The organism is Vibrio sp. L3-7 (assembly GCF_963898195.1).
Lineage (GTDB): Bacteria > Pseudomonadota > Gammaproteobacteria > Enterobacterales > Vibrionaceae > Vibrio > Vibrio echinoideorum.
In genome coordinates, this window is sequence record NZ_CAWQUW010000023.1 from 216,473 (window position 1) to 233,313 (window position 16,841).

Genomic DNA, 16,841 nt, shown 5'->3' on the forward strand with positions numbered 1-16,841 from the left:
TGAGATAAATTTATGAGGCAACTATGTTATTACACCGTTCAATCCTTTCTCTTACTTCTTTCCTTTTCGCTGGTTTAGCTATCGCGGAAGAAACCGAAATTCAAGATATGTCCGACCCTCTGGCGGTGTATACACAAGGTGGCTTTGGTTACACAGATAAAGGCCTAAACCTAAAAATAGGCCAAACCTACGATACTGGTAGCGACACAACCATGGGCATGAATGTGTTCGAAATAAAAGGCATCGCCGGTGAAGCCGTTGGTTGGAACAACCGAGGCGCAGACGACAGTATTGATTCGATTCGTTTTAGAAACTTCGGTGTGGATTTAACCAATGGCCGAGGTACACAAGTCGATATGTCTTGGGATTTCGATAGTAATCAAGGTAGTGCGTCTTACAGCTTTATTCAGGCGCTACCACAGATGGGCATGTTTAACTTCTATCCGCTTGCTGGTCTCGGTATCGCTGCGGGTGAAGAGTTGGTTGAAGGGACGGGAGGCGACCTCGATGCCGCGCAGCTCAGCGATCGCTACAACATGCACGGTACTTTCTACGTAGCGGGGATGTACGCCAAGATGCAACTTACCGACAAAATTTGGCTGAACTATAACCCTATGTATTTAGGCACAATGTCTGGTTCTTCAACGTTCAAAGATCATGGCTTTGAAGGCAGTGATTCTGTACTCGCGCATGAGTTTGCAGCAAGTTACCAAATTAACCCAAGAGCCAACGTTCGTTATTTCGCAAACTGGACAGAAAACACCAGTATCGAAGACGGTGATCACCGTATCGAATTTAACTATCAGTTTTAAGCAGTAATTTTCTGTGCGGATAAGCTCTTGCAGCCTTAACCCATGATTTCTGTTTGACGAGCTATTTCAGTTTTAACGAACAATTTTGAGTTTTTGAGGACACATTATGAATATGATATCTAAAGCCTTTGTCGGAAGTTTCACTTGCCCATTACGATCTGCTGCCATGCTCGTTTCTGTAACGGCTTTATTTTCAGCAGCGGCGATAGCCGGAAACGATGACGCAACAGAAACGATCCAGACGCGTGCAGGTGACTTTACTTTCGAAACCGACTTTCTTCACGGCATTCCAACACAAGCAAGCTCAGAGAAGCTATTTGAATTAATGGATTATCAACGCGCGTCACAAGCGTACATTTGGTCGGTACCTTTAGTCTCGAACTACGCGTGGAAAAAAGCGTATGCAGATATGGGAGCAGAAGATGGCCAAATCACCTACGTTGAGTCTCATGAATCCAAGCTGGGCGGCTTAACTTACAATACCTCTACGCCTTATGCGATTACCTGGTTTAACGTAGAGAAAGAACCAGTAGTGATTGAGATCCCGACGGATGAGTTGCGTGGCGCAGCACACACCATGTGGCAAATTGGCATTTCTCAGATGACAGAACCGGGTGTCTATGTTGTAAAAGCGAAAGGTTCTGAAACGCCGAGCAACCTTCCAAAGGGTGCGAAGGTATTTGAGTCTGACACAAACAATGTTTTCTTCGGTGTTCGCTTAATGGCTAAGTCAGAACAACAACGTATGAAAGATTTAGAAGCGCTAAAAATCACAGACCTCAGTGGCAAACTACTTAGCAATAAAGGGGTGAACTTCCCTGAGCGTGGCGAAGATGCCAAACACCCACGTGGTATGGCATTTTGGGAAACGCTAAATGAAGCAATCCAATCTGAGCCAGTAGCAGAGCGCGATCGTATGATGCACGACATGCTGCGCCCATTAGGCATTGAGAAAGGTAAAGCGTTTACGCCATCAGCTCAACAACGTGAGATTTTAGAGCAAGCTGTCGTCATGGGTGAAGCTATGGTTAAGAACATCGACTTCAACAAAACGGAACGCTTGCCACACGCAGCTTACGGTAATGAAGGAAATTCGTGGGAAATAGCAACCGCTTCGACTCCGAACCAAGATCGTGACTACGGTATGGATCTCGATGGACGTGCGGCTTGGTTTTATGAAGCGGTGACCAACGATATTGCGATGCACGGTTTTGAAAACGGCGGTTGGGGTCAGATCTATCTAGACAATTACCGTGACGATAATGGCAACGGACTTAATGGCAGCAATCACTACACTTTGACACTGGATGGGGATGTAAATTTTGCCGATTTGTTCTGGACAATTACCGTCTACAACGTCGAAAACCGTGCCATCATCGACAATCAGATTGAGCGTGCCGATGTCGGTTCAAACATAGAAGGAACGGTTAAAGATACACAAGGTAACTACACGTTCCACTTCTCACCAACAAAGCCAAATGGTGTAAATGAAGCGAACTGGGTTCAAACCCGAGAAGATGAAAACTGGTTTGTTTACTTCCGCGCTTATTCACCAAGCAAAGGATTTGTAGAGCAGCAGTCTGAAACCTTACTGCCTAACTTTAAGCGTGTGGACTGATCATCTAGAACGAATCACAGATCATTTATCTATGCGTCTAAAAACTAACAGGTTCATAGAGCAAAAGAAAAGAAGAGCCTCAGTGCTCCTCTTTTTCTTTTCTATCTTCATCTAATAACTAGGTAAGACCTTGATAGATTTAATCTAAAACCGAACGAACATAATCAGCAATGTCTTGGTTTTGGCAATTATCAAAGAAACATTGCTGGAAACGCTCGCTGCCAACCGCTGTCTTCACTAACTCTTGATCGATCGCTCTTAGCGAGTCAATAAAGTTATCTTTCACTACCGCCGCTTTCACCTCATTTAAAAGCACAGCATTACGCTGTTGCGGCTCTGCTCGCTCTAGTGGGTAACCTTGACCACGCTCGCCAGTGAAAGCTTTTTCAAAAATGTAACGAACGTTGAGTTCACCTGCCCAACCAAAGCCTTTTGCAAACGCAAGCGCGATAGCATTGCCGTTATTGATTTGATTAAACAAGAACGCATCTGATGGCTCTAAACAGTAGCCACAAACCACACCCGGATGTAGGTTCAGTGACATTAAAGCACCTTGACCAGTTCCACACCCAGTCACAATGAAATCAACAGCTTTTGAGTTGATAAGAATACTCGCCATGATGCCTAAGTGGATATACGTTAAATGATGATCGTTCTCGTCTGTCATACCTAAATTGAACACATCATGGCCAAGGCCACCAGCTACTGACTCTAGTTCAGCAGAAACCATTGCATTCTTACCTGCTTGGCTGTTTTCCATCATTAGTGCGATTTTCATTTACGTTCTCCTACTATATTGCTGCAAATTTAATAATTTCTAACCATCTAATAATACAAGAATAGTTAGCGTGCTAACCAACCACCATCGACAGCAATAGTGTAGCCGTTGATGTAATCCGATGCTGACGATGCTAAGAACACACATGGGCCAGCCACATCTTTCGGTGTACCCCAGCGTTCGGCAGGAATACGTTCAAGAATCGCTTGATTGCGGTCTGCATCTTCGCGCAATGCTTGAGTATTGTTCGTTTCCATATAACCAGGGGCAATCGCATTTACATTGATATTGTCGCGAGCCCATTCGTTCGCCATCGCTCGGGTAATACCCATCACTGCACTCTTAGATGCAGTGTAAGAAGGCACACGAATACCACCTTGGAACGAGAGCATCGATGCAATATTAATGATTTTACCGCCAGTACCTTGCGCCTTAAACTGCTTCGCAACAGACTGAGACATAAAGAAAACAGTCTTGGTATTGATGTTCATTACGTCATCCCAGTTTCGCTCTGAGAACTCAATGGCGTCTTCACGGCGGATGATGCCAGCATTGTTCACAAGGATGTCGATCTGACCAAACTCAGTCAAAGCTTTCTCTATAATGCCTGGAATGCACTCTTGCTTTAGAAGGTCGGCACGTACATCTAAAAACGTGTGACCTGCGGCATTCATTACCTCAATCGTCTCTTTAGGCTCAGTACGATTAACGCCAACAACCTTACAACCAGCTTCAGCTAAACCCATTGCAATACCTTGTCCAAGGCCAGTATTACAACCAGTCACTATCGCTACTTTTCCTTCCAGATTGAATGACTCTAGCATCGTATTCTTTTCCTCAGTTATGTTTGGTGTTGTGGCGTCACTGCTTATATCTCTCGGTCATTTAATCATACAATAAAACATAAAGATGGGACTAACGTTAAAGAAGTCCAAACTTAGGTAAAAATCATACAAGTAGGTAGCTAAGTAAATAAATAAATAAGTAAATAAATAGATAAGTAGGAAAATAGCGGTACAAAATAGGTGTGTGATTTTAGAAGAGAAAAGTGTAGCTATTCACTGAGTCAAAGGGAGTGACGACAAACAAGCCGATTGCCCGCAGTAAAAGCGCAGCACGCCGCTTCTCTAAAACAGATATTTCAGCTATTTGGCAACAATCCCATGATTTAAAAGGCTAAACGGTATATACATAATAATGTGTTATTAAAAGTACTGAATTATCATGACGCTCAAAGAGATCCTTAACATTCCCAATGTCCGCTACTTCTTAATGTTTCGAAGCAGCTACTTTGCGCGTTTTTACTACCCTATATTCACCCTACTCTATTTAGATTACGGGCTAACCCTCTCTCAGTTCGCGATGCTGAATGTGGTTTGGGCTGCCACCATCGTACTTGCAGAAGTACCATCAGGAGCGTTCGCAGATACCTTGGGGCGCAAAAAGCTTGTAGTGCTGTCTTCGATTGTGATGTTTGTTGAGATCGCGATGATCGCCTTAGTGCCAACCGGAAACCCTAACTTGGTGTTCATTGTCTTTCTGATTAATCGGATTCTCAGTGGCTTAGCGATGGCACTGGCCAGCGGCGCCGACGAGGCATTGGCTTACGACACATTAAAAGAACAAGGTAATGAAGAGTTGTGGCCGCGAGTGTTACAAATCCAACTTCGTGTCGCCTCAACCGTCGGCATCTTTATCACATTGATTGGTGCAGCGATGTACGACGTGAACTTTATGGCGAACATCTTTCATTTCCTCGGATTAGCCGAGCCAGAAAGCACCAAAGACCTGATGCGTATTCCCGTGTTCGCCACCTTATTTGTCGCGATGATCGCCATTTATGCGGCTATAAACATGCGAGAAGAGAAAAAAACCCTACCAAGCGGTCAAACCAAGTTAGCTACATCTATAGCTAGCCTTAAACTAACTGCCGACACCGGTAAGTGGGTACTCGCTACGCCTTATGTGTTTTTTATATTGCTCTACTACAGCCTCTTCGAACACACATCGCGAATGTTCTTAACCATGAACAGCCAATACTATCTGGCCATTGATATCCCCATCATTTATTTTGGTTTTATTGGCGCGGGGATCAGTTTACTCAAAATCATACTGGCAGGACAAAGCCGCCGATTAGCGGAAAGTATGGCGCCCAAAACGTTTATCGCAGTCATGGGTTTTGCCACCATGGCGACTTATTATTGGATCAGTTTGGAGTGGTCAATCTACGGGGTAATTCCTGCACTGGTGTTAATATTTATTATCATGACGATGAACATTTTCATTAGTTACCACCTAAACAAAAAGACCGAATCGCACAACCGAGCCACTGTTCTTAGCTTTAAAGGCCTGATGTTTAATCTCGGATACGGTTTGATCGGTATTTTGTACGCTTACTACTACAAGTTGGTATCTCAAGGCTACACCGAACAAGAGATAGAGCAGAACCTCGCTTTCTTGGCTTCATTGTCTTCGTTCTTCTATTACTTCACGTTGTTGTTCGTTTCGATCAGCGCGTTGTTCTATTTCAAAAACAAGAAAGAGCCTATCTTTTGAAGAAAACGTCGACCTTTTCAAGAACGCTCTGATACCAAATAGAGCGGAAAGGTGAGCCTCTGGTTATAAATAGACCATGTCGCTTCTTATCATGATATTTTTTGTTAAGATAATCATTAATTTACATAACACATGGAAGCGTCATGTCTTTTAGTTGGATAGCTTTTACTCTTCTCGCAGCCTTCAGCCAATCTTGGCGCAATGCATTTCAAAGTAAACTAGCTGGCACCATGAGTGTGGCAGGTGTGACGCTGGCTCGCTTTATTTGGGCTGGCCCAATCGCACTTATTTATCTCAGTGCACTCTATCAATGGCAGCCAGTTGCTATTCCTAACTTTTCCGGCGAGTTTGGTTTTTACATCGTTGCAGCAGCGATCATGCAGATCCTTGCGACAGGGTTAATGGTGATGCTATTTAAACTCGAAAACTATGCGATTGGAGCCGGACTTGCTAAGTGTGAAGCCCCCGTTTCGGCGGTTCTTTCTGTATTGTTCTTTGGCACCGCTTTAACGATGACCGGCTGGATAGGGGTTCTTATTGGTACGTTAGGCGTGCTAATCATGAGTAGCTCTTCTGGCTGGCGAAGCCTCTCTCCCAAGGTTTTTCTTTTAGGCATGGCGTGCAGCACCGCCTTTGCTTTAACGTCTCTTTGGGTACGTGAGGCCAGCTTGAGCATCGGCCTCCCCTTCCCTCATAGCGCCGCATGGGTACTCTTCCTAGTCATTTCCCTTCAGACCGTGATTATCTGTACGTATCTCTTTTTCAGAGAACGCGACACATTACGCCAAATATTTACCAAGTCGAAACTGGTGGTGATGACAAGCCTAGCAAGTGTGATTGGTTCCCTTGGCTGGTTTAGCGCGATGTCACTTCAAGCCGTGCCTTATGTAAAAACACTCGGGCAAGTCGAAGTGATCTTCATGGTCTTAATATCCTACTTCTGGCTGGGGCAAAGTATTGCTCGCAAAGACATTCTTGCGCTCATCTTGCTTTCTATCGCAGCGGTCTTGGTGATGTGGCAGTAAGTTGGCCCACACTACCGGCTATGAGTGTAGAGCGAGCGGGAATTAGCAAGTCATCTTGCCCACATACCCAAAGCTATATGTTCAAAGCCATATAGCTAAAGCCATAACCTCAGTAATATTGTTGTGCCGCCGTATAAGTTTTACGGTGGCGTAAAATGATAAGAACCATTTTCACATAATTTCTATAGTGCACGTATCAGCTATTCGTAATCTCCGCTTACCCAATAGGATACAGTCAAATGAAAACACTCGCTCAAATCGCACTAGCAACAATCGTATTTACAACCTCACTAATGGCATTCGCTGAACCCACGACGACAAATGAAGCCCAATCAGAAGTGGCAACCATAACCGTGAAACATGAAGCAATGACGGTGACGCTAACAGATAAGCATTTTACGTCTCCAGACAAAGTTGAAAACACTACCCCTCAAAAGCTCACGCAAAATCACAAAACAAACTCAGCGCCACAACCTGCGATATAGTGGCAACATCATAACAAGCAACACTCGGCACTAATGTATAACCATCTAGAACGTTTACATCGACTTAGGTGTGAACAGCAGCGATCAAACAGGCGTACTACTATCTTTGACACTGAAAAGCATCAATCTGAAGTTAGTCAGTAACGTGCCGAAGCTGGTACGAAGGGGTCTACAAAACAAGTTCCGTACGCACTGAAGTGGTATTAGCTAGCCAGACAAACTGGCGGTGTGTAACAGCGAGTTCCATTGCCGAAAAAGTGTCAAAAAACGATAGATATTGAATTGTTGAATTGTTGAATTGCCATTTTCGACTGAGCCGGTGTCCATGTATATAACCTGGCATCATTCTCAACGTAACGACAACGCCATAAATGGTTTCGCGATGTCCTAATTACTGCGACTCCATCTTTAAACTAAACGATACCTTCTTATTTAATTAAGCAAAACTGCCTTCTCAATTAAGTAATACTTAAATGTCATTTAACCTTTACCCTATCGATTGGGTAAGGGTTAACTTTTATGCTTTCTCATACTGCTGAAATTAATGGTCAATTTCATCCGTAATAGAGAGAACATTATGAACCTTACTTTAGATTACTTATCTTTGGGTATTCTGATCCTCGTACTACTGATCCTAGTGTACGGCCTCATTATTATTCACGATATTCCTTATGAAATTGCTGTAAAACGCAATCACCCCCATCAAGATGCCATCCACGTAGCGGGTTGGATCAGCCTATTTTTCTTACACATCATGTGGCCACTACTCTGGGTTTGGGCCATGTTGAGTGAGCCATTGAGAACGACGAATACAGAACAATCAAAGCTCGATGAGTTAGAAAAACGTATCGATGATCTGCAAGCACAAAGCGAGGAGAAACAGTAATGGAAACGTTAATAATTCTAAGCTACGTTGCACTGTGTGTGATTGTATTTCGTGTATTAAAACTGCCTAAAAACAAATGGACGATTACAACCGCAACTGTGATTGGAGCCTTCCTAGTCGGTTGGATATTCTTATACATGGCGATGTACCAGCCAGTAGCAAGAGTGGCCGGTGTGTATAGTGTGACCACCCCAATCACCTCAGAAGTTTCAGGTGAAATCACCGATGTTTTCGTACAAGGCAATATTGCTTTGAAGAAAGGCACCCCTTTGTACCAAATCGATCCGACCCCATTTCAAGCAAATGTAGAAAGAGCCAAAGCGGAAGTGACCGCGACTAAAGCTGCCATTAGTGAGCTACTTCTATCAAAGCAAAACATCCGCGAATCCATCAAGAAAACACAAGCTCAACTTGTTTTCAATGAAAAGGAATTGAGCCGTTTCAATGCGTTGGCAAAGAGCGATTTTGCCTCTCAAACAAAAGTAGACAAATTTACTGACTCCATAGCGGAGCTCAAAGCGGTTCAGGCACAAAACCGCATTCAACTGAATGTCGCTGACTCAAAGATTGCACAGCAACTGGCCGAGAAAAAGGTTCACCTTGCCGAGCTCGATAAAGCTCAGTTCGATCTGAATAAAACATTAGTGGTAGCTCCGACAGATGGCTATGTCACACAGGTAGCGTTGCGCCCAGGTATGAAAAGCCGTGTCGTTCCTTTCCAAGGAAACCTAACGTTTGTGCATGACGAATCTAAAACCATAGTCGCGGCATTCAAACAAAACCCAGCGCGCTATATCAAACCCGGCTACGAAGCAGAAGTGACCTTCAAAACCATTCCCGGCCACGCTTACCGAGCAAAAGTCGTGGATGTATTGGACATATTCAAACAAGGTGCCGTCACACCTTCAGGTAATCTAAATGATCCTCTTCAGAGAGTCGGAGGTCGCGTATTAGTGAAAGTTGAGCTTGTTCAACCTGAGTTATTGGATGGTCAACCTATCCCCGCAGGTACAGACGCGCATGTCGCCGTGTATTCACCGAAATGGGAAATGTTCTCTATCGTGCGTAAAGTGATTCTACGTATGCAAAGCTGGCAAAACTGGGTTTTTGAAGGTTAGTCATCAACTTAAAAGCAGTCGTTTTAAAGCCATAAGTTGAAAACAATCATGTTGGTTATGCCAGTATGATTGTAATTCAACAGCGTTTGATACTCTGACGCGATAAACATTGAATTTAGGGAACGTAGTAATAGTTAAGTTACTTGGTTGAATGACGCCTGTCTGGCATTATGCGCTCAAGAAATCCGTGGTTATTAAGCGGTATAGAATGAACGAAGGTAGTCAGTGGTAGAAAACAGCCAACAATTAAGTAACCAATACGACGAAGATGGTTACTTTGTTATTAGAAATTATTTCGATGAAGCTCAGATTGCTTCGCTTAGAAAAGTCGTGTTGAAATTCCATGAATCATGGAAGGCCGACAATGAAGAGTTCTATCAAGAAGAAGCGTTTAACTCGTCTCTAATTACGGGAAGCGAATACTTACCCGCAGATGATAGAACCGCACTCTTTGATTTCATTAGCTCAAAAAAAGTCATGGACGTAGTTGACGCGGTAATACCAAACAACCCGGCATTCATGAACACGCAACTGTTCTTCAACCCGGTAAATCCTCAACAGAAAGACTTTTGGCATCGTGACTGTCAATACGACTATGACATTGATGACCAGATGAGAGTGATACTAGAAACGCAAGTATTACACTTGCGCGTGCCCTTATTTGATGAACCCGGAATGGAACTCATACCCGGAACGCACAAACGCTGGGATAACGAAGAAGAGTACAATGTTCGCCAAGAGGTCAATGGCAAAGAGAGCAGTGATGACATCTCTGGCGGTAAGCAGATACCGTTAGCGGCGGGCGACTTATTGGTATTTTCAGCGGATATGATCCATCGAGGTAGATACGGATTGGATCGTTTGGCCCTAGATATTTTGATCTTTGATTCTGCGGCCGATTATGTCGACTACGTCGATGACGATTGCTTACCAACTCCATCAATGTTGAACAAGATTACCGACCCAAGATTGTTTATGAACACGCTTCACCTAAAGTCGATGCTTTGCTCGTAAGCGATTAAAACAGTTGCATCAAAAGTCACGTGACTTGAAAATAATAACAAATATGTTCACATTTAATTCATAACGCTCGCAATAAGATAGCTTCATATTCAATATTCGAGATAAGCAATATGAAAAAACTAATTACTAGCATGTCACTACTTACAGCACTTGTTTCGGGTGCTGCTTTAGCCGAAGTGAATGGTGAAGATTTTAACGAATTCCCTAAGCAAGATGCGGCTCACTGCTTTGGTTGGGCGGCAGGCTTAGATAAAAACCAAGATTACGCTAAGTTTATTGTCGAGCTATCGAAAGATCGCACAGTGAGTGTCAAAGAAGATCCTTATATAATGGAAGAATTCGGCACTGCAATGGGTTATTCAGAAGCGATGTTAGAATTTGCTGGGAAAGAAGCAGCGGACGCAAAATATAAACTAGTCTGTGAGCCAATCAAACAAAGCTATGGTTTTTAATCGCGGAATTTCACAGCTACGCCAAGTAAGTTTGGTGAATACTTTATATAAAGGCTCCACATGGAGCCTCTAAAATGTACTAATTCAATTCTGAATTCCAGATAACTCAGGCTTGTTTATAAACTTCAGTGGTTAGCAGTCCATGCACTTAACTCAATCAAGCACAGATTCTAATTGAACCAAGCAGCGACTCTATCTTTGAAGCTCGCATTCTTACGCCAAATCCAATACAAGCCTTCTTCTAACTCTTCAACACTCATACGACTTGGTTGATAAACCGGGTGACTACCATCGTACTTAGACCAATCTTTAGTGAGAAGTCTCCCCTCTCGCTCTAAGTTATTAAAAGACTCTGAACCCGGAAACGGAATCATATAATGCGGGATGACCTTATCAACCTTGATATCTTCAACGAACTTCTGGGTTTGCTTGAAGATTGAAGTATCGTGTTCATCAAAACCGAACAAGAAATCTCCCCATACCTCAATGCCATGTGACCTTATCTCAGCAATGTACTCTTTCATCTTAGAGGGTTTCACAAAGCCTTTCTTTTGTGCCTTTAATGCCTCTTCAGAAGGCGTTTCTATCCCTAACAATACCGCCTTGAACCCTGCTTTCACCACAGCACTAAGCAATTCTGTGTCGGGAGCAATCAAGACTGTCGTTTCCCCGTAGAAACTCATCTTAAGAGGCTCAATAGCTTTAAACAACGCTAAGGCATATTCTCGATCATGGGTGAGATTGTCGGAGTGCAACTCGACCCACTCAATACCTAATGTCTTAAGGTGCTCTAACTCGCTGACGATATTTTCGATTGGCCTTTTCTGGAACTTATCAAAGAACCTTGGTACCAAGCAAAAGTTACATTTGAATGGACAACCTCTTGTCACGACTACTGACCATGTATAATTGTACACTTCTGGATTGATGATATTTGTTGGGTATGGATTAAGTACACTGAGATCAACAGGCTCAGAGCTCTCATAAATAGGCTGTGGTGAACCAAACTCGGCGTCACGTAGCAGCTGAACCCAGTAGTTCTCAACTTCTCCCATCGCCAAGCAATCCGCATATTCTGCCGCTTCTGTTGGGTTAAACTGAGTATGTAACCCACCGAGTATGACTGTTTTGCCCTTTTTCTTATATTTAGAAGCGAGCTCGTAAGCCCGATAAGCATCAGGGGTCGACATAAATATCACCACCAGATCGGCCTCGGTATAGAGATCGGCTTTTGCACCTATGGTTTCATCCACCATATCTAACTGGTACCACTTTGGTGTGGCAGCAGCGGCCGCAAATATGTTTTGTGGAGGGCCACCTGTCGAAGCTTTGTATTTTGAGTAATCGCTGCCAGCAGAGGCTTTAATTAAATAGATTTTCATAACGTATCCTAATTATTAACTTTTGCTTAGCTACAGAGAGCTAAAAAACTCATAGACTCTATTGTCCATATAGAAATAAAGCCCGCCCATCACAAACCAACTGATGATGATCAATGTGAACAAAACTGGATGCTCTTTAAGCTCAATACGTTCAACAAAGAAGGCTTCTTTAACGCGCAGGTTTTCCCACCCCCAAAACCAGCAGAATAGCCCCCAAATCACAAGTAGATGAAACTTAAAAGCCAACAAGGCCATGGTGAGTGCCAGCAATGTTTTCCATTTAGACATTACTTTGGGCATGCTCATCTTTCTTAACTCCTAGTAATGAAACTAGGCATCATTGTAGAGAAGCGTTGGTCAACTTTTGGTTACCTATTTTCAATTTGAATAATAGATTGCCAGCAGTTCTATTTTGCAATTAAATCAATTGCATATAAATTGTGTTTTATAGAGTATGAGGGAACTCATCAATGGTGGGTCATTAAAACAATAACAAGGATATTAAAAACAATGAAAATGCGTCTAAATTTAAGCCTTTTCCTTATGTCTACAGCTCTTAGTCCAATTGCGCTTGCTGATACAACATACCCTGACGACTATTACCTAGAAGCCCAAGGATTAAACGGAAATGCTTTAAAAGAAATGTTGAGCGTTATTGCTGCTCGTGGGCAAAAACAATTATCGTATACAGAGGTATGGTCGGCATTAAAAGATACAAACGAAGACCCAAATAATTCGAACAACGTTATTTTGTATTACAGCGGTCGTTCACAATCTAAAGATTTTACTTCATCGGGCAATAACAACAAAAATGCATGGAACCGTGAGCACCTTTGGCCGAAATCTTTTGGTTTTAAGCGTAAAGACCAATGGGGCTATACCGATATTCATCACTTACAGCCAACGGATGCAGAAATTAATTCAATCCGCTCAAACAAAGACTTTGATTTTGGTGGTTCGCCATTGCAAAAGGCACCGTTAAATAAAACCGATAACGATAGCTTTGAACCTAGAGATGCAGTGAAGGGGGATACCGCTCGTTCGATTTTCTACATGGCCGTGCGTTATCAAGGAAGCAACGCAAAAATGCCAGACTTGTATCTGGTTGATGATACTTCGAGTACGTCGGGTAAATCTAAAGTTGGGAAGTTATGTACATTACTTCAATGGCACAACGCAGACCCAGTAGACGACTGGGAACGTAACCGCCACGAAAAAGCAGTGAACTGGCAAGGAAACCGAAATCCTTTCATTGATAACCCGAATTGGGTCAACAATATTTACGGTAGCCGTTGTAATAACATAGAGTAACAGCGACGTATTTTTGTATGGTGAATAAAAAGTAAATTAGTGGCCGTTTCACAGCCCATAATGTTACCTTTAATCATCAAGGGTGATTCGAAAAATCAAAAAATTGACTTCGTATGTTAGAAGAACCTCTATCGACTGGCTCTCAAGCTGAACACTCACACCGAGTCACAGTGTGAGTGTTCAAAAACATAAGCTAAAGCAATATTGTTAATTAGATTGAACTGCCAGGATGAGCTTCAATAAATACCTGAGCATCGAGCAGTTGTTGTTCAGTACCGTCAAGCATGACTAGGTACTTATCTGTTTTTATTGCGGCTTCATATTTAATGATGCTGTCTTTCGGAATTCCAATGCTCGCTAATGCACCGCCCAATGCTGAGAACCCACCAGTGATGACCGCCCCTTCAACTGCCCCTGCTAACGTAGCAACAAATGGACCTGCAGCAAGTACAGCACCAACACCAGGTAACCAAAAAAGGCCAGAACCGACAAGCGCTCCCCAGATACCGCCCCATAAGCCGCCAGTTTTACCCCAAGTTTTGACTCGGTCACCAATGTTGTAAAAGCCTGTAGCATGCTCTTCCGTTTCATAGCCTTTGCCGATAATCGACATTTTATCAATAGGGAAACCCTGCTTTGATAACTGAGTGACTAACTGTTCTGCGTCAGCATGAGTATGTGCGATAGCGATTGTTTTATTTGAGTTCATCATTTAGTCCTAAAGTGCTTTTTCAATTTTTTTAGCATTTGCTTTTGCTGTTTGTTGTTCAATAACTTCTACCGCTAAAGCTGTTGGATGTTGTTCACAAACTTCCACAATCTGAGTGATATCGATGGTGTCAAAGTCTTCCACTTTGTGAGTATCAATACTTTGTGTTTCTGAATCCCACCCCATTAAATAGTTAACACTGACTGGGATAATTTCTTGGTCTAGTTCCAAAAAGTCGGCACAAGTAATCGTTGACTCAACCTGCACTTCTGCTGTTGTGGATGCTGTATTTAAAATGTCATCATTTGCTGCTTGAGCAAATGTAGAAAATGTAGAAAATGTTACAAGCGTTACAATAGAAAGGTTAAGTAGTTTGTTTGTCATGTTGCTTCTCTCGTTGAGTAGGTGTGAGACAGATACTAATGAAACATCTACACATTGTTATCAATCAAGGATAATCAAAAACTAATTATTAAATTTTCTCTTAATAACAGTCAGTTACAAGTAATCAGCTTTGCTATTTTATAATTAATCAATCTACTCTTTATCACCGTTTTATAGCCAACTCTATAATGCGTCGTCTATTTCTAGCGACTGATTACTAAGTCTTAGTGAATTTGCCAAACTCAATTTCTGATAGGCTGCGCAAGACAGTTGTTGTCACTAAAACAAAGCCATAGCTATGCAGAGCATCGGTATAGGAAGAGTATTTTCTAGTGCCGAGAAAACGATGGAGTTACAGATATCACGACAACGAACTCTTGCCATAACCTATAAAGAACAGACGTAAAAAAGAGCTGCATAAAACTCTCGAACGAAAGTTTCAAACAGCTCTTATTCGCAATGTGGGTTGGACGTTAGTAAATTCAATTCTGTCGCAATGGCACTTTTGATTTCGATTAACGAATCTTGGCAAGCAAAGTTTGTCGATTACTATTCAAAGCATTAACCATTTGACCTATCTTTGTGGCTATGACTTGTTTAACTGCCTTTTTATCATAGTATTTCTGTAGTTTATGTTGGAGTCCAAGGAATGCATCTTCTAGTCCCTTTTCCAAATCATAATCAGTGTTGTTCAGATAAAAGGTTTGGCTTGGCAGAAACGCAGAGACTTGAACCTCATAATCTTGGAATACAATATTAAATTTAACGTCATACTCAACGTACAAAGCGTTTTCGGTCAACTGCATTAAAGTTGATAACTGCTCATTAATCATTGATTGCGCTTGTGGTTCGATAACTACATTTTGGGTCAAATTTTTCATTTCATTTGCCTATTTAATGGCATTTTCGCCATAGTAATCTGTATTGCCCCCAAGCTTTGGGAGCACATATATAGTATTCAGAATGCGCAATTAATGGATTCGAGTTAATCCAGCGTCCACATCAAAAATGTCTTGTTCACTTAGTGAACCAGTAGCTTGTCTCAACTGAACTCTTGATAAAATATATTGATAACGAGCATCCGATAGGTTCTTTTTTGCTTGATAAACGTTTTGCGTACTATCCAAAACATCCACCATGGTTCGTGTTCCCACCATAAAACCCTGCTCAGTAGCCTCTAACGCTGATTTTGCAGACACTAATGATTGTTCATAAGCCTTTATCGAACCAATCGCTGAACGAATGTTGTTATTGATTGCTCTAATGTTCTTCTCTACGTCGCGATAAGTACTCTCGAGATCTTGGCTTGCAGCAACATATTGATATTGCGCTTGTTTACTTTATGAAGTAACACGTCCACCGGAATACACAGGCAGATCTATCGATAATCCTATGTTGAATAAGTTCTCATCGTCATCTTGCGTATAACCTGTTACTGGGTTGTTCGGTTCATCAAAATTCTTTGTGTATTCATAACCAGTGGTCAATGATATTGTCGGTAAGTGACCAGAATCTGCGAGTGAGATTTGCTCTTTAGCAATGTCTTTTTGAATACGCCCCGCCAAAATTTGTAGATTCTCATTACTTGCCTTTTGAACAAGATCATTTGCAGAGAGGGCAGGCATCGAAGTCGAGAATCGTTTGATATCAAGAACAGAAAGGTTTGAAGCAGGCTGTCCGGTAATCGCTCGTACTTCTTCCAAGGCATTTTCTACCGAATTTTGAGCCTGTATTTCTTGCGCTACAACATTGTCGTATTGCGCTTGTGCGTCCTGAACATCAGTAATGGGAGCACTGCCCACTTCAAAGCGTTGTTCAGTTTGATTTAGCTGTTTAGCTAAAGCCTCCTTCTCTGCTTGCACAAAAATAAGATTATCTTTAGCCGATAAAACATCAAAATAGGCTTCTGTTATATTGTAAATAACAGATTGCTGAGTAACCGCATAACGAGCATCTGCTTCGCGTGCCGTTTTTTCAGAAATATTGAGAGATATCCAACTGCTGCGATCGTATATCGACTGAACTAATCCAAGATTAACGTTCCCAGTGCTACCGTCAGCCTCATGACGATCAGTATCTTGATAGACGTACCCTGTTGTTAAGTCAATCTGTGGTAACAAGTTACTTCTTGTTGAGTTGATCGCCTCAAATGCGCTGTCACGCTGGGCGGCCGCTTCAAGTAACTCAGGATCATGTTTTTTGGCTAAATTATAGATTTCACTCAGTGAATCAGCATTTACCGCGCCACTCACCGCCAACAAGATCAGAGGAGTAATTTTCATCTTATTTTTCATTTTGATAC

The 16,841-nt window shown here is 42.4% G+C and carries 17 protein-coding genes and 1 pseudogene; 10 read left to right on the forward strand and 8 right to left on the reverse strand.

Annotation, left to right across the window (positions count from 1 at the left end):
* The first annotated feature begins 23 nt into the window (after window positions 1-23).
* Window positions 24-812 carry a hypothetical protein gene (locus AACW75_RS16020; protein WP_054545795.1) on the forward strand — a complete coding sequence of 263 codons (789 nt, stop codon included), beginning with the start codon at window positions 24-26 and terminating at the stop codon, window positions 810-812.
* Between the two features lie 106 nt (window positions 813-918).
* The gene (locus AACW75_RS16025) at window positions 919-2,430 is read left to right on the forward strand and encodes a DUF1214 domain-containing protein (protein WP_237297472.1); all 1,512 of its coding nucleotides are present in this window, start codon (window positions 919-921) and stop codon (window positions 2,428-2,430) included.
* Between the two features lie 139 nt (window positions 2,431-2,569).
* Here AACW75_RS16025 and AACW75_RS16030 read toward each other — a convergent pair whose 3' ends face one another.
* Both AACW75_RS16030 and kduD read right to left on the reverse strand, forming a co-directional pair.
* A complete protein-coding gene (locus AACW75_RS16030; protein WP_017074718.1) occupies window positions 2,570-3,208 on the reverse strand; it encodes an RpiB/LacA/LacB family sugar-phosphate isomerase in 639 nt (212 codons plus the stop codon).
* A gap of 65 nt (window positions 3,209-3,273) precedes the next feature.
* Entirely contained in the window at window positions 3,274-4,032 is a 759-nt protein-coding gene (gene kduD / locus AACW75_RS16035) for a 2-dehydro-3-deoxy-D-gluconate 5-dehydrogenase KduD (protein ID WP_114634776.1), read from the reverse strand.
* A gap of 400 nt (window positions 4,033-4,432) precedes the next feature.
* On the opposite strand from kduD, the gene AACW75_RS16040 reads away from it, so the two are divergent.
* The 7 genes from AACW75_RS16040 (at window position 4,433) to AACW75_RS16070 (ending at window position 10,753) form a co-directional block, all read left to right on the forward strand.
* On the forward strand, window positions 4,433-5,764 hold the full coding sequence (locus AACW75_RS16040) for an MFS transporter (protein WP_237297473.1): 1,332 nt from the start codon (window positions 4,433-4,435) through the stop codon (window positions 5,762-5,764).
* 143 nt (window positions 5,765-5,907) lie between these two features.
* Complete coding sequence (locus tag AACW75_RS16045; protein WP_237297474.1) at window positions 5,908-6,789, forward strand: DMT family transporter; 882 nt, start codon at window positions 5,908-5,910, stop codon at window positions 6,787-6,789.
* A gap of 239 nt (window positions 6,790-7,028) precedes the next feature.
* On the forward strand, window positions 7,029-7,274 hold the full coding sequence (locus tag AACW75_RS16050; protein ID WP_017074714.1) for a hypothetical protein: 246 nt from the start codon (window positions 7,029-7,031) through the stop codon (window positions 7,272-7,274).
* A gap of 577 nt (window positions 7,275-7,851) precedes the next feature.
* The gene (locus AACW75_RS16055) at window positions 7,852-8,160 is read left to right on the forward strand and encodes a DUF3302 domain-containing protein (RefSeq protein WP_237297475.1); all 309 of its coding nucleotides are present in this window, start codon (window positions 7,852-7,854) and stop codon (window positions 8,158-8,160) included.
* Entirely contained in the window at window positions 8,160-9,278 is a 1,119-nt protein-coding gene (locus AACW75_RS16060) for an HlyD family secretion protein (RefSeq protein ID WP_237297476.1), read from the forward strand. The genes AACW75_RS16055 and AACW75_RS16060 overlap by 1 nt, the downstream gene beginning before the upstream one ends.
* 225 nt (window positions 9,279-9,503) lie before the next feature.
* On the forward strand, window positions 9,504-10,292 hold the full coding sequence (locus AACW75_RS16065) for a phytanoyl-CoA dioxygenase family protein (RefSeq protein ID WP_017074711.1): 789 nt from the start codon (window positions 9,504-9,506) through the stop codon (window positions 10,290-10,292).
* A gap of 119 nt (window positions 10,293-10,411) precedes the next feature.
* Entirely contained in the window at window positions 10,412-10,753 is a 342-nt protein-coding gene (locus AACW75_RS16070) for a hypothetical protein (RefSeq protein WP_145562337.1), read from the forward strand.
* 170 nt (window positions 10,754-10,923) lie between these two features.
* On the opposite strand, the gene AACW75_RS16075 is transcribed toward AACW75_RS16070, so the two are convergent.
* Both AACW75_RS16075 and AACW75_RS16080 read right to left on the reverse strand, forming a co-directional pair.
* Complete coding sequence (locus AACW75_RS16075) at window positions 10,924-12,135, reverse strand: B12-binding domain-containing radical SAM protein (RefSeq protein WP_145568981.1); 1,212 nt, start codon at window positions 12,133-12,135, stop codon at window positions 10,924-10,926.
* Between the two features lie 30 nt (window positions 12,136-12,165).
* Entirely contained in the window at window positions 12,166-12,441 is a 276-nt protein-coding gene (locus AACW75_RS16080; protein WP_017074708.1) for a hypothetical protein, read from the reverse strand.
* Between the two features lie 204 nt (window positions 12,442-12,645).
* Between AACW75_RS16080 and AACW75_RS16085 the strand changes: the two genes are divergently transcribed.
* Entirely contained in the window at window positions 12,646-13,446 is an 801-nt protein-coding gene (locus AACW75_RS16085; RefSeq protein ID WP_145568978.1) for an endonuclease I family protein, read from the forward strand.
* A 211-nt stretch (window positions 13,447-13,657) separates the two neighbouring features.
* Here AACW75_RS16085 and AACW75_RS16090 read toward each other — a convergent pair whose 3' ends face one another.
* The 4 genes and pseudogenes from AACW75_RS16090 to tolC all read right to left on the reverse strand — a co-directional run bounded on the left by AACW75_RS16090 (window position 13,658) and on the right by tolC (window position 16,833).
* A complete protein-coding gene (locus AACW75_RS16090) occupies window positions 13,658-14,155 on the reverse strand; it encodes a DUF1269 domain-containing protein (RefSeq protein WP_017074706.1) in 498 nt (165 codons plus the stop codon).
* A 9-nt stretch (window positions 14,156-14,164) separates the two neighbouring features.
* On the reverse strand, window positions 14,165-14,539 hold the full coding sequence (locus AACW75_RS16095) for an HdeA/HdeB family chaperone (protein WP_145568976.1): 375 nt from the start codon (window positions 14,537-14,539) through the stop codon (window positions 14,165-14,167).
* Between the two features lie 515 nt (window positions 14,540-15,054).
* Complete coding sequence (locus AACW75_RS16100) at window positions 15,055-15,420, reverse strand: hypothetical protein (protein ID WP_065205778.1); 366 nt, start codon at window positions 15,418-15,420, stop codon at window positions 15,055-15,057.
* A gap of 90 nt (window positions 15,421-15,510) precedes the next feature.
* Window positions 15,511-16,833, reverse strand: a pseudogene (gene tolC, locus AACW75_RS16105) (outer membrane channel protein TolC).
* Between the last annotated feature and the right edge of the window lie 8 nt (window positions 16,834-16,841).

What these genes read in the sequence shown, in the direction of transcription:
- AACW75_RS16090 (WP_017074706.1), bottom strand. Translation starts at nt 14,155, where the DNA reads ATGAACTCAAATAAAACAATCGCTATCGCACATACTCATGCTGACGCA.
- AACW75_RS16040 (WP_237297473.1), top strand. Translation starts at nt 4,433, where the DNA reads ATGACGCTCAAAGAGATCCTTAACATTCCCAATGTCCGCTACTTCTTA.
- AACW75_RS16075 (WP_145568981.1), bottom strand. Translation starts at nt 12,135, where the DNA reads ATGAAAATCTATTTAATTAAAGCCTCTGCTGGCAGCGATTACTCAAAA.
- AACW75_RS16085 (WP_145568978.1), top strand. Translation starts at nt 12,646, where the DNA reads ATGAAAATGCGTCTAAATTTAAGCCTTTTCCTTATGTCTACAGCTCTT.
- AACW75_RS16080 (WP_017074708.1), bottom strand. Translation starts at nt 12,441, where the DNA reads ATGAGCATGCCCAAAGTAATGTCTAAATGGAAAACATTGCTGGCACTC.
- AACW75_RS16045 (WP_237297474.1), top strand. Translation starts at nt 5,908, where the DNA reads ATGTCTTTTAGTTGGATAGCTTTTACTCTTCTCGCAGCCTTCAGCCAA.
- AACW75_RS16050 (WP_017074714.1), top strand. Translation starts at nt 7,029, where the DNA reads ATGAAAACACTCGCTCAAATCGCACTAGCAACAATCGTATTTACAACC.
- AACW75_RS16070 (WP_145562337.1), top strand. Translation starts at nt 10,412, where the DNA reads ATGAAAAAACTAATTACTAGCATGTCACTACTTACAGCACTTGTTTCG.
- AACW75_RS16095 (WP_145568976.1), bottom strand. Translation starts at nt 14,539, where the DNA reads ATGACAAACAAACTACTTAACCTTTCTATTGTAACGCTTGTAACATTT.
- AACW75_RS16100 (WP_065205778.1), bottom strand. Translation starts at nt 15,420, where the DNA reads ATGAAAAATTTGACCCAAAATGTAGTTATCGAACCACAAGCGCAATCA.
- AACW75_RS16020 (WP_054545795.1), top strand. Translation starts at nt 24, where the DNA reads ATGTTATTACACCGTTCAATCCTTTCTCTTACTTCTTTCCTTTTCGCT.
- AACW75_RS16030 (WP_017074718.1), bottom strand. Translation starts at nt 3,208, where the DNA reads ATGAAAATCGCACTAATGATGGAAAACAGCCAAGCAGGTAAGAATGCA.
- AACW75_RS16055 (WP_237297475.1), top strand. Translation starts at nt 7,852, where the DNA reads ATGAACCTTACTTTAGATTACTTATCTTTGGGTATTCTGATCCTCGTA.
- kduD (WP_114634776.1), bottom strand. Translation starts at nt 4,032, where the DNA reads ATGCTAGAGTCATTCAATCTGGAAGGAAAAGTAGCGATAGTGACTGGT.
- AACW75_RS16060 (WP_237297476.1), top strand. Translation starts at nt 8,160, where the DNA reads ATGGAAACGTTAATAATTCTAAGCTACGTTGCACTGTGTGTGATTGTA.
- AACW75_RS16025 (WP_237297472.1), top strand. Translation starts at nt 919, where the DNA reads ATGAATATGATATCTAAAGCCTTTGTCGGAAGTTTCACTTGCCCATTA.